We start from the raw sequence: 11,894 nt of genomic DNA on the forward strand, positions 1-11,894 counted from the left end.
ATCTCGTGTATCGCGTCTCATATATGACGTACGAAGTGCAACGGGCATGAAGCTAGGGGGGCGTTCGTGTTTCGTCAATGCTTCGCGCACGGTTCGAGAAAGCGTTTTCTATCGCGCGGGATCCGAGGGGGCGCCGGGGCTGGTTCACCGTTTTGTTTTCTGGGATGACTATTGGGGGCTCCGCGGAGCCCCTCCTCCCCCTCCCCAAGGACCAGCATGAAGTTCACCGACGGCTTCTGGCTCATGCGCGAGGGCGTCCACGCCTCGTACGCCACCGAAGTCCGCGACCTGCGCACCGAGGCCGACCGCTTCACCGCCTACGCCTCCGTCAAGCGGGTCCTGACCCGCGGCGACACCCTGAACTCTGTACGCCGCCGCCGTCGACGCCCACACCACCGGCACCCCCGTCATGCGCCCCATGCTCCTCGAATTCCCCGACGACCCCGCCTGCCGCACCCTCGACCGCCAGTACATGCTCGGCCCCGACCTCCTCGTCGCACCCGTCATGAACCCCGGCGGCGAAGTCGAGGTGTACGTCCCCGAAGGCCCCTGGACCCACCTCCTCACCGGCGAGACCGTCACCGGCCCCGCCTGGCGCCACGAGACCCACGACCTCAACAGCCTCCCCCTCTACGTCCGCCCCGACGCCGTCCTCCCCCTCGCCGCCGACCACTCCCGCCCGGACGCCGCCTGGCTCGACGGCCTGACCCTCCTGGCGGCCCGCGGCGCCCCGCCCGGCACCACCACCACCGTCACCGTCCCCGACCACCGGGGCGCCCCGGCGGCGGTCTACCGCGTGACGCGGACGGCGACCGGCCCGACCGCGACAGCCACGGGAACCGACCTCCCCTACGAGGTACGGACCCTGGGACCCGGAGGCGTCGAAGACGAGAACTGACCCAGGGCCTCGGACGTCCGTCACGGCAGTCGACGGGCCAGGAAAATGTGTCGAACCTGGCGTCGACCTCTGAGAAGGTCCTCAGTGCTCCGGAACTGCTGCGAAAGGAAGCCCGTGCCGCGTGCCGTCACATTGATCCGTTCCGCCTCCCTCTCCGATGTCGCGGAGTACGCCTACGCGGCCACGGCCCCGGCCGAGTCGCGCCTGATCTTCCTGGCCGGAGCATGCCCCCTGAACGAGGACGGCTCCACCGCGGCGATCGGGGACGTCGGGGGACAGGCGGCCAGGGCCGTGGAGAACATGCGGACCGCTCTGAAGGACTCCGGCGCGTCACTGCGCGATGTCATCAGCACCCGTGTTCTCGTCGCCTCTCACCGGCGGGAGGACCTGGTGACGGCGTGGGAGGTCGTCCGCGACGCGTTCGGTGACCACGACGTGCCCAGCACATTGATGGGTGTCACCGTGCTCGGCTACGACGGCCAGCTCGTAGAGATCGAAGCCGTCGCCGCCGTGCTCGATTCCTGAGCCGACGGGCCATCCGGGGTCACCCGTCGTGGAGCGGCGGTGCCACTTCCGGCGGTCACCACCGGTGCGGGGCCACTGGCGGACGGCCGCGGCGCGCGGAACAGACCCCCGCCCCGCTCTCGGCGAGCGCTCGGGAGCGGCGGCCCTGGTCAAAGCCGTCGTCCGCGCTGTCCGAGTCGGGACGGACCGAGCCCGGGAACATCACCCCTGTCGGCTGCCCGACGCGGTCCGCGACCGACTTGCGCACCCCGAACTTTCCTATTCCACAACGACCTTGGGAGCCAAAGGCGTCCAAGGCGGGAACTGATCCACGACATGGCCGAGAGGGAACGACGGAGCACGGAAGGCCGACGCTACGATCCTCAGGCCCGCCGGTGCTCCGCCGTGGGGCGCCTGCAGCGGTACCGTCGCGGACCCGGACGGCGACGTCTGCGGTCTCGGCTGCGGCGCCCCGGCATCCGGCCGTTCGGAGCGGCCGTCGGAGCCGGGCGGGCCGATCCGCGGTGAGCCGACAGATCAACAGGAGGAAGACCATGAAGTTTCTGTCCCACGTCGAGCCGCCCGAGCGCATGCGGGGTCTGGAGGTTCCGCCCGAAGTGGTGGCCGCGCTCGGCGGAGGCGCGCGGCCGCCGGTGACGATCACGGTCAACGGACACTCCTGGAAGAGCCGGGTCGCCATCATGCGAGGCCGCCACCTGCTCGGCCTCAGCAAAGCCAACCGCGAGGCCGCGGGCGTCGAGACCGGCGAGGAGGTCGAGGTCGAGCTGGAGCTCGACACCGAGCCCCGTGTCGTCGTCGAACCCGAGGACTTCGCCGCGGCCCTCGACGAGGACCCCTTCGTCCGCGCCGCCTACGACAGCCTCTCCCACACCCGCAAGCGCCAGCACGTGCTCGCCATCGAGAGCGCGAAGGGCGCCGACACGCGCCGCCGGCGCATCGAGAAGGCCATCGACTCCCTCCGCGGCTGACACCGGGAAGCGAGACGCCACCGCGTCATCCACCGCCCGCCCTGCTCGCGCCCTCGGTAGTCACCAGCGCGATGTACTCCACCCGGACGGCGAACGTGGCGTGCCCCGTCCCCGCGGTGTGCGCCTCGCACCCGAGCGGGCCGGTCCCGAGCGCCGGCGTCGGCTCCGACTCCCACGCGCACCCGCCGTCCATACACCTTGCGGTCATGGTGAGTTCGCACTCCGGCCCGGGGTGCCTCACCATGCGGTAGACCGGCGTCACGCTCGCGGCTGACGCCGTCACGGCCGCTCCCTGCGCGTCGGCATCGGATCCCCGTGAGGGTGGTTGCGGATCTCGACCCGGAAGTCCGCCGCCGCCGAATGGTCGTACGCCCGGCGGCTGTACCGCTCGCGCTCGGCCGCGGCATCGCACGTGGCGCACCCCGGAACCGCCACGGCGGGCGCTACGGGACCCACCGAGAGCACCACCGGCGACTCCGGGCACGTCTGCTGCACGCGGCCCGCCTTCGCGACCGGGGTGGTGAGCACGCGGATCAGCGCGCGCTCCTCCCCGGTCGGACGCCGCAACTCGCCCGGTACCGCCATCCACGCGCCTCCCCCGCCCGGCCGTTGCAGGTGGACGAACTCGCCGTCCCAGGCGGTCACCTTCCCGAGGCGGGGCTTTCCCTCGGGTGTGTCTGCCGCCATGAACGTCCCGAGGTCGGGGACCGGGGCTGGGCGGTCGCTTTCGGGCATGGGTGCTCCTCTCCGTAGTGAAGCCGCTACCAGGAGCCATCAGCGTGACCTATATTCGGCAGGTCTTCAAATCTTCAACGGATGTCTCCGGGAGGAGAGTTGTGGTCAATCGGAAGGAGCTGGACCCGGACGGTGGGGCCGAGGCGGCATACGGGGCACGTTTGCGCAGGCTGCGTGAGGAACGAGGCTGGAAGCAGGAGGACCTTGCGGCGCGAACCTCGTACTCGGGGAAACACGTCTCTGCCGTCGAAACGGCGCGCAGATCTCCAACTCTCAAAATGTCGCAGGAGATTGATTCGGCCCTCGGCCTGACGGATGCGGCTCATTCGTTCGAGCGCGAGTGGCAGAGGATGCGGGACGGGGTGCTCCTGGAGGGCTTCCCTGAGTACGTGCACTACGAGCGCCAGGCCGTCGAGATTCGCATGTTCGACATCGGGATCGTTCCGGGACTACTCCAGACCGTCGAATATGCGGAGGTGCTGGCGGCGTTCAACGTCGAGCGGGGATCGGTCACCGCCGACCAGGCCGCGCGGAGGGTGGACATCCTGCGGGAAAGACAGCAGGTTCTGGAGCGGCGGCGACCGCCCCTGCACTTCGTCGTGTTGGACGAGAGCTGCCTGCGTCAGATGGTCGGTGGACCCGACGTCATGGCCGCGCAACTTGACCACATCGTCGAAGTGGCGGCGCGCCCCCTGACATTCGTCCAGGTGGCGCCGTTCAGCATGGGTGAGAGGCGCCCGTCCCACATGCCCTTGACGCTCCTGACCCTGGCCGACCGGTCCATGCTCGCCTACACGGAGGCGCAGGCGCGGGGCCACCTGGAACGGGAGGGCACCACGTTGTCCTACCTGAACGCGACCTACCATCGGCTTGCGGCTGAGGCGCTGTCCCCTGCGGACTCCTTGGCCATGATCAAAGCGCTGCGGCAGAGCATGCAGTGACGGGCGGCTTCCTTCGCTGCTTCAGGTCCTCCCGGAAACACGACAGGGGCCCGGCATCGGACCGCTCCCGTGCCAGGCCCCCGCCCCGCACAGGATCAGCCCCCGAAGTCCAGGCGCGCGAGGCGTACCGACCCGTGGAGGGTGACGTGCAGGTCCGCGACGTCGTGGGCTTCCAGGGGGGCGCGCAGCGTGCGGTAGGTGTAGGGGTTGCCTGTGTTCGGCACTTCGATGCGGACCGAGGGGTCGGGGGCGAGTGAGATGTCGACCGTGCCTTCGCCTGCGACGGTGATGGCTGCTCGCGTGACGCCGTCGGCGAAGTGGCGGGAGTGGTAGACGAGGGTGCCGGGGGCGTTCGGGGAGGAAGGGGTGACCGCGTCGCCCGAGGTTTTCGTGCGGTCGACGATCGCGGTGTCGGACTGGTCGTCGTAGTCGGCTGTGGGGAGGCCGTCGGCTACGTCGGGGCGGGGGCTCGGGGGCGTGCCGGGCACCTCGATGTGGACCGTGCGGCGGATGTCCGTGCTGGACGCGCCCGCCTGGATCTCGTACGGGCCGGGCTCGACGGTCCATCGGCCGTGGGCCACGTCCCAGTGGCCGAGGGCGGAGAGGGGGACTTCGAAGGTGAGGGTGGTGGAGGTGCCGGGGGCGAGGTGGGTTCGCTCGTGGGCGACGAGTTCGCGGTGGGGGCGGGGTACGGAGGGAGCGGCGGCGCGGGCGTAGACCTGGAGAACCTCGTCGGAGGTGACGGGGCCGGTGTTGGTGAGGGTGCAGGAGATGTGGAGGGTCCGGCCGTCGACGGAGGCGGTCAGCTCCTCGTACCCGAAGGTCGTGTACGACAGGCCGTGGCCGAAGGGGAAGAGGGGAGTCCCGTCGAAGTAGAGGTAGGTCTGGCGGCCGCCGATCACGTCGTAGTCGAGCATGTCGAGCATGTCGAGCATGTCGAGCATGTCGAGCATGTCGAGCATGTCGAGCATGTCGGGCAGGTCGGCGTCGGTGGTGTACCAGGTCTGGGGGAGCCGGCCCGCGGGGGAGACGTCGCCGGCGAGGACGCGGGCGAGTGCCGTGCCGGCGGCCTGGCCGCCGTGCGCGGTCCAGAGGAGCGCGGGGACTGTCGCCGCCGCTTCGGGGACCGCGTACGGGTAGGCGGAGACGAGGACGAGGACGGTGCGGGGGTTGGCGGCGTGCGCGGCCCGCCACAGGCGGTCCTGGTGGGCGGGAAGGGCGAGGGTCGTGCGGTCCTCGGTCTCGCGGCCGTTGATGTGGGGGTCGTTGCCGGCGACGACGACCACCACGTCGGCCGCGGCGGCGGCACGGGCGACGGCGTCCTCGCCGCGTTCGACGGTCTCGACGGTGAACGTCTCGGCGGATGTGCGATCGGCGGCAACCTTCACGCCCGTGGCGGCGACAGAGACATAGCCCCCCGTCCCGAGGTGCACAAGGAGGTGCCCGTCCTCATGGGCTTCGAGCCGGAACGTCTCCTGGACGACCCAGCCGCCGGGCTCGGTCGCCGACGCGCGGACGAGGCCGTCGTCGGCGACCGAGAGATACCGGCCGTCGGGGGCGCGCAGGGTCAGGATCCCGTCGCCCCAGTCGATCAGGGCCGGTTCGGAGCCCTCCGGGTCGGCGGTCAGGGGCGGCAGGTCGGTGCGGCCGGCGACCAGGGCCGCGTCGAGGGCGGCCCCCGCGTCGGGTACGGGCTCCGCGGCCGTGGCCTCCGGCACCCGCAGCCGGAGGCCGGTCGCGGTACGCAGCCTGATCCGGTCCACGCCCTCGGCGAGGTCCACCCGGTCGGCGCCGAACCGTTCTCGCAGACCGTCCAGCGGGGAGGAACGGTGGAGCAGGGTACCGCTGTAACAGTCCAGCTTGCAGGCGTCGCCGAGGAGACCGACGACCGCGATCCGGCCCGGGTCGGCGGCGAGGGGGAGCAGCGGCCGCCCGTCGGCCGTCGGCGCGTTGGCGAGCAGGACCACCGCCGCTTCCGCCGCCTCGCGGGCCAGCTCCCGGTGCTCGGGGGTGTCGAAGCGGTCCTCGGCGGCGTACGGGCCGGAGTCCGGGTCGAACTCGCCGAGCGGGCAGCGCACGGTCAACTGTCGCCGTACCGCTCGGTCCACGTCCTCGTGGTCGATCAGCCCGCGCTCCAGGGCCCCGCGCAGCCGGCCCAGGATGATCGAGCTGTCCGTCCCGTGGTCGGTGAAGGAGTCGACGCCGGCGCGCAGTGCCGCCGCGACGGCCTCCTCGTGGGTGGCGAAGTAGGCCTGGGAGTCGGCCAGGTTGGAGGGGGCGCCCGCGTCGGAGCAGACGAGGAGCTCCTGGTCCGGCCGGCCGCGCAACTCCGGTGGGGCTCGCGCCAGCACTTCTCGCACTCCAGCGAGGTCTACCGGCGGTACGCGGCCGCGATCACCGAGGACCTCGCCGCCCGCTACGCCCGGCACCCCGCCCTGACCATGTGGCACATCAACAACGAGTACTGCACCCACGACTGGGGCGACCAGGCCGCCCGCACCTTCCGCCGCTGGCTCCGGGACCGCCACGGCACCCTCGACGCCCTCAACACCGCCTGGGGCACCGACTTCTGGGGCCAGCGGTACGGCGATTGGGGCGAGGTCCTGCCACCGCGCCGCGCCCACTACCTGAGGAACGCGGCACACGTCCTCGACTTCCGCCGCTACACCTCGGACCTGCTCCTGGAGTGCTACCGCGCGGAACGCGACATCGTACGGCGCCACACCCCGCACCTCCCCGCCACCACTAACTTCATGCCCTTCTGGTCCGGCCAGGACGGCTGGGCCTGGGCGGCGGAGGAGGACGTCGTCTCCGTCGGCGTCTACCCCGACCCCCGCGACCCGGGCGGCGGCCGGTACAACGCGATGATCGGCGACCTCAGCCGCTCCGAGGCCGGCGGCCCGCCGTGGATGGGGATGGAACAGGCCGCCGGGGCCGTCGACTGGCGGGGCGTCGACCACCCCAAGCCGTACGGGCTCGACCGGCTCTGGGCGCTCCAGTCCGTCGCCCACGGCGCCGACGCCGTCTGCTACTTCCAGTGGCGCCAGTCCTGCCAGGGCGCCGAGAAGTTCCACTCCGGCACGCTCGGCCACGCAGACGAACGCGGCCGCGTCTTCCGGGAGACCGTCCGCATCGGCGAGGACCTCGCCCGACTCGGCCCGCGGGTCGCCGGCGGCCGCGTCACCACCGACGTCGTCGTCCTCCACGACCGGGACTCCTGGTGGGCCGGCGACCAGGAAGGGGCGCTGTCGCGGCACGTCGACCAGGCCGGCATCGTCCGCGCCTGGCACGGCGCCCTCTTCGACGCCCACCTCCCCGCCTCCTTCGCCCACCCCCACCACGACCTCACCGGTCACCGGCTCGTCGTCGTCCCGCACCTCTACCTCCTCGACGACACCGCGATCGACAACCTCGTCGCGTACGTCCGCGGCGGAGGCACCCTCGTCTGCGGCTTCCTCACCGGCGTCGCCGACCGGGACGACCGCGTCAGTCCCGGCGGCTTGGACGCCCAGCTCCGCACGCTCCTCGGCATCGACCGCGTCCGCGAGTGGTGGCCGCTCTACGACGGCGAGCACGTCGACTGCGGCGCCTTCCGCGGAACCCTGTGGTCCGAGGAACTCGCCCCCGCCGACGGCGCCGAGATCGAAGCCGCCTACCGGGGCGGGGAACTCGACGGCCTGCCCGCCGTCCTCCGCAACGGCCGCGCCCGGTACCTCTCCCCCCTCCCCGAACCCGCCGCCCTGAGGGGCCTGCTCGCCACCGCCGCCCGCGAGGCAGGGGTGCGCCCCGTCCTCGACGCCCTCCCCGCGGACGTCGAGGCCGTCCGCCGCGGCGAGCTGCTCTTCCTCCTCCACCACGGCACCGCCCCGGTCACAGTGCCGCTGCCCGGCCGCCACCGCGACCTCCTCACCGACACGGTGGTCGAAGGGACGCTGAAGCTGGACCGGTACGGGGTCGCGGGCCTGGAGGAACACGCCGCCGACGTACCGGAGGAGCACCCGTGATCCACGGCACCTGGGAACCCGAACCCGCCGCCCGCTGGGAGGACGCCTTCCTCGCCGGGAACGGCCGGCACGGCGCCCTCGTCGACGGCGACCCGGAGGACGACCGGGTGACCGTCACCCACCACACCCTCGTCCGGCCGAACAACGCACCCGCCGACACCGCGCCGCCCGGGCTCGCCGCCCGGCTCCCCGCCCTCCAGGACGCCCTGCCGGCCGGGGACGCCATTGCAGCCGAGGCGTTCACGGACGGCCGGCCGCTGCGCTGGGTCCAGCCCTTCCATCCCGGCTTCGCCACCCGCGTCCGGCGGGCGCCCGCAGCCGGGGCGCTCCCGGTGCGCCGGTCCGTGGACTTCGCCACCGGGGTGGTGACCGGAGTGTGCGGGGAGCGGCGCTCGGAGGTCTTCGTCTCTCGCGCCGACGACGTCGTCGTGCAGTACGTGACCGTCCCCGGCCCCTCCGTCGCGATCGACCTCGACCACCGGCTGCCCGGCGCCCCCGCGGGCCTGGCGATCGGCCGGGGCGTCGCCACAGCCCGCCGCGACACCGTCCTCACCCTGTGCGCCCGCTACCCCGACAGCCCGCTCGGCTACACCGGCGTCACCCTCCTCCGCACCGACACCGGACGCGCCACGGTCACCGCCGCCGGCGTCCGGATCGAGGGCGCCGGACGCCTTCTGCTGCTCACCCGCGTCCGGCGCCACGAGGGGAGCCTCGACCCGGACGAGGAGGCGGAGGCCCTCCGGGCGCTGGCCGCCGGTGACGGCCCCGCGGACCCGGCCGCCGTCCACGCCCGCCTCCTCGCCCGGCACACCGCCCTGCACGGAGCGGCCTACCGGCGCGTCACCCTCGACCTCGGGGCGGACCCGGCCGAACGGGCGCTCCCCGGCTCCGCGCTCCTCCGGCGCCCCGCGAGCCCGGCCCTGCTCGAACGCCTCTTCGCGGCGGGCCGCTACCACCTGCTCTCCTCGTCCGGACTGCTGCCGCCCCGGCTCCCCGGGCTGTGGACGGGTGACTGGGACACCGCCTGGTCCGGGGCGTTCACCACCAACGCCAACCTCAACCTGCAGACCGCCTCGGCCGTCGCCGCCGACCTGCCCGAGGTGACGCGGGCCCACGCGGCCCTCGTCGAGGGACAGGCGGCCGACTGGAGGGACAACGCGCGGGCGATCTTCGGCGCCCGGGGCATCGTCGCGCCGTCCCACACGGACGGCACGTCGGGTCACACGTACCACTTCAGCCGCGAGTACCCCCTGCACCTGTGGACCGCGGGCGCCGACTGGCTGCTCAAGCCCCTCCTCGACCACGAGGAGGCGACCGGCCGCCGCACCGCGCGGACCTCCGCGCTCCTGGCCGAACTCGCCGCCTTCTACGAGGACTTCCTGAGCAGGACCGGACCGGGTGGCCGGATCGCGATCGTCCCCTCGTACTCCCCGGAGAACCGGCCGAGCGGCGGAAGCTGGGGCGCGGTCGACGCCACGATGGACATCGCCGCCGCCCGGCACGCCCTGCGCGCCGCCGCCGACCGCGCGTCGGCCACGGACGCCGCACGCCTCCGGGAGCTCGCCGACCGCCTCCCGCCGTACCGGATCAACGACGAGGGGGCGCTGGCCGAATGGGCCCGGCCGGGCCTCGGTGACCACTACCGGCACCGGCATCTCAGCCATCTCTACCCCGTCTGGCCGCTCGACGAGATCAACCCGTACGACACGCCGGAACTCGCCAGGGCCGCCGGCCGTGCCCTCGAACTGCGCGTCAGCGAGGACGACTCGGCCCACGGGCACCTCCACCGCGGCCTGATCGCCGCCCGGTTGGGGGATCCCGCCCGCACCGAGGAGGCCCTCGCCCGGGTCCTCACCGGCGACTACTTCCACGCCTCGCTGATGAGCGCCCACTACCCGGCCCGCGACGTGTACAACGCCGACGCCGCCCACGCCCTGCCGGCCCTGCTCGTCGAGGCCCTCGTGCAGTCGACGCCCGATCGGCTCGTCCTGCTGCCCGCGCCCCCGGCCCGCTGCCCGCGCGGCCGGATCACCGGCGTACGGACCCGGTTCGGCGCCCGCGTCGACCTGACCTGGTCACCGGGGGCGTACCGCGCGGTCCTGCGTCCCGACCGCGACGCCCGGGTCGAGCTGCGGAGTCCGGCGGGGACGACCGGGCTCGTCCTGCGTCAGGGGGAGGAGAACGTCGTGTGCTCCTGAGCCCGCCCGAGCAGGACCGTCCCGTCCGGGGCGCGGTGCGGGGGCGCCGGCGGAGGGCCGGAGCTGTCGCGCACGGTGAGGACGGGGGCGAGGAGCTGGACGTCCGGGGCTCCCGCGCCGTCCGCCCCGCCGGTGAGGCGGGCGAGGAGCCGCTCGACGGCCCGGCGGCCCAGTTCCCGCGCGGGGATCGCCACGGAGGTGAGGGCCACCGAGGCCTGGGCGGCGATCTGGTCGGCGCAGACCGCGACCACCGACACGTCCTCGGGCACGGCGCGGCCGGTCCGCCGCAGGAGGGCGAGCAGGGGTTCCACGGCCGTCTCGTTCTGCACGACGAAGGCGCTGACGCCGGGACGTTCGTCGGCGACGCGGGCGAGCACCCCCGCCACGGCGTCGTGTCTGCCCTCGCAGGGCCGGTGCAGCAGCCGGACGCCGTGCTCGGCCGCCCGGGAACGCAGCCCGCGCAGGGTCCGTTCGGCGAAGCCCGTGTGCCGGGCGTACACCCCGGGGGACTCGCCGATCACCGCGATCTCGCGGTGTCCGAGTCCGGCCAGATGGTCCACGCACAGTTCGCCGGCCGCCCGGAAGTCCAGGTCGACGCAGTTCAGGCCGGTCGGATCGGTGGGCAGTCCGACGAGGACGGCGGGCGGGCCCGCCGCGCGGAGGACCGGCAGGCGGTCGTCGTCGAGCTGGACGTCCATCAGGATCACCGCCTCGGCGAGGCCGCTCCCCGTGACCCGGCGCAGCGCCGACGGGCCCTCCTCGCCGGTGAGCAGCAGGACGTCGTAACCGTGGGCGCGGGCGGTGGTGGCGACGGCGACGGCGATCTCCAGCATCACCGGCACGTACATGTCGGTGCGCAGCGGCACCATCAGCGCGATGATCCGCGAGCGGCTGCTGGCCAGCGCCCGGGCGCCCGCGTGGGGTTGGTAGCCGAGCCGCTCGATGCTCGCCCGGACCCGCTGCCGCGTGACGGTGGAGGTGGGCCGCTTGCCGCTGAGGACATAGCTCACCGTGCTGGCCGACGCTCCGGCGTGCCGGGCGACCTCGGCAGGGTGACCATCCGTCTCCCTGCGGGCCGTGACGGAGTGAATCGCTTCGACGCGGTTCGCCGGTCGATCGTTGCGGCGACCCGAGCCGACCGTAACGTGGGGGAGTTGACGTGTCCAGACCGGTGGCGGCGGAAAATCGAAGCGCTTCGACGACGGGTCGGCGACGCGCATGGACCGAACCGTTCAGTCTTGACAATGAACTGGTCGGTGTAGTCCAGTCCTCCCGGGGGCGGCGCGGACCGCCCGCTCGGACGAGGGAGGCGGAGAGATGTTCGCTGTGGTGTACCGGTGGCGCGTGCGTCCGGACCGGGAGCAGTTGCTCGTCGACGGCTGGCACCGGGTGACCCTGGCGATCCATCAGGAGTGCGGCAGCTACGGCTCCCGCCTCCACCGCGCCGACGACGGCACCTGGGTGGCGTACGCCCGCTGGCCCGACCGGGAGACGCGGGAGAAGTGCGGGACCCCCGACCCGGAGGGCGAGGCGATGATGCGCGAGGCCATCGCGGAGTACTTCCCCGAGACCCGCCTCACCCTCGTCGATGACCTGCTGGCCGAACCGCTCGCCGGCTGAGGGGC

8 protein-coding genes and 2 pseudogenes are annotated in these 11,894 nt (G+C 73.1%); 7 read left to right on the forward strand and 3 right to left on the reverse strand.

The window, feature by feature from the left end; all coding sequences use genetic code 11:
• Positions 1 to 364 precede the first annotated feature (364 nt).
• The 3 genes and pseudogenes from MRBLMG1_RS02315 to MRBLMG1_RS02325 all read left to right on the forward strand — a co-directional run.
• A pseudogene (locus MRBLMG1_RS02315) lies at positions 365 to 898 on the forward strand (alpha-xylosidase); the annotation flags it as partial.
• A 114-nt stretch (positions 899 to 1,012) separates the two neighbouring features.
• Positions 1,013 to 1,423 (forward strand): RidA family protein, encoded by a 411-nt coding sequence (locus MRBLMG1_RS02320; protein WP_367820133.1) that lies wholly within the window; start codon positions 1,013 to 1,015, stop codon positions 1,421 to 1,423.
• Between the two features lie 533 nt (positions 1,424 to 1,956).
• Positions 1,957 to 2,391: a YdeI/OmpD-associated family protein gene (locus tag MRBLMG1_RS02325; protein WP_367820135.1), complete on the forward strand. Its 435-nt coding sequence runs from the start codon at positions 1,957 to 1,959 to the stop codon at positions 2,389 to 2,391.
• 279 nt (positions 2,392 to 2,670) lie between these two features.
• Here the strand turns inward: MRBLMG1_RS02325 and MRBLMG1_RS02330 are convergent, their stop codons facing one another.
• Positions 2,671 to 3,126, reverse strand: a complete 456-nt coding sequence (locus MRBLMG1_RS02330) for a hypothetical protein (RefSeq protein WP_367820137.1) — start codon at positions 3,124 to 3,126, stop codon at positions 2,671 to 2,673.
• Positions 3,127 to 3,170: 44 nt separating this feature from the next.
• Here MRBLMG1_RS02330 and MRBLMG1_RS02335 point away from each other — a divergent pair, with 44 nt between their 5' ends.
• The gene (locus MRBLMG1_RS02335) at positions 3,171 to 4,067 is read left to right on the forward strand and encodes a helix-turn-helix domain-containing protein (protein WP_367820139.1); all 897 of its coding nucleotides are present in this window, start codon (positions 3,171 to 3,173) and stop codon (positions 4,065 to 4,067) included.
• 95 nt (positions 4,068 to 4,162) lie between these two features.
• Here the strand turns inward: MRBLMG1_RS02335 and MRBLMG1_RS02340 are convergent.
• Positions 4,163 to 6,394, reverse strand: a pseudogene (locus MRBLMG1_RS02340) (glycoside hydrolase family 3 C-terminal domain-containing protein); the annotation flags it as partial.
• Here MRBLMG1_RS02340 and MRBLMG1_RS02345 point away from each other — a divergent pair.
• The gene (locus MRBLMG1_RS02345; protein WP_367820141.1) at positions 6,302 to 8,071 is read left to right on the forward strand and encodes a beta-galactosidase; all 1,770 of its coding nucleotides are present in this window, start codon (positions 6,302 to 6,304) and stop codon (positions 8,069 to 8,071) included. The pseudogene MRBLMG1_RS02340 and the gene MRBLMG1_RS02345 overlap by 93 nt on opposite strands.
• A complete protein-coding gene (locus MRBLMG1_RS02350) occupies positions 8,068 to 10,269 on the forward strand; it encodes a glycosyl hydrolase family 95 catalytic domain-containing protein (protein WP_367820142.1) in 2,202 nt (733 codons plus the stop codon). Before MRBLMG1_RS02345 ends, MRBLMG1_RS02350 begins: the two co-directional genes overlap by 4 nt.
• Here the strand turns inward: MRBLMG1_RS02350 and MRBLMG1_RS02355 are convergent.
• Positions 10,239 to 11,360 carry a LacI family DNA-binding transcriptional regulator gene (locus tag MRBLMG1_RS02355; RefSeq protein WP_367820319.1) on the reverse strand — a complete coding sequence of 374 codons (1,122 nt, stop codon included), beginning with the start codon at positions 11,358 to 11,360 and terminating at the stop codon, positions 10,239 to 10,241. The genes MRBLMG1_RS02350 and MRBLMG1_RS02355 overlap by 31 nt on opposite strands.
• A 226-nt stretch (positions 11,361 to 11,586) precedes the next feature.
• Between MRBLMG1_RS02355 and MRBLMG1_RS02360 the strand changes: the two genes are divergently transcribed.
• Positions 11,587 to 11,889 (forward strand): hypothetical protein, encoded by a 303-nt coding sequence (locus MRBLMG1_RS02360; RefSeq protein WP_367820144.1) that lies wholly within the window; start codon positions 11,587 to 11,589, stop codon positions 11,887 to 11,889.
• Positions 11,890 to 11,894 lie beyond the last annotated feature (5 nt).

This window comes from Streptomyces sp. LMG1-1-1.1 (assembly GCF_040815545.1).
Lineage (GTDB): Bacteria > Actinomycetota > Actinomycetes > Streptomycetales > Streptomycetaceae > Streptomyces.

What these genes read in the sequence shown, in the direction of transcription:
- MRBLMG1_RS02325 (WP_367820135.1), top strand. Translation starts at nt 1,957, where the DNA reads ATGAAGTTTCTGTCCCACGTCGAGCCGCCCGAGCGCATGCGGGGTCTG.
- MRBLMG1_RS02330 (WP_367820137.1), bottom strand. Translation starts at nt 3,126, where the DNA reads ATGCCCGAAAGCGACCGCCCAGCCCCGGTCCCCGACCTCGGGACGTTC.
- MRBLMG1_RS02360 (WP_367820144.1), top strand. Translation starts at nt 11,587, where the DNA reads ATGTTCGCTGTGGTGTACCGGTGGCGCGTGCGTCCGGACCGGGAGCAG.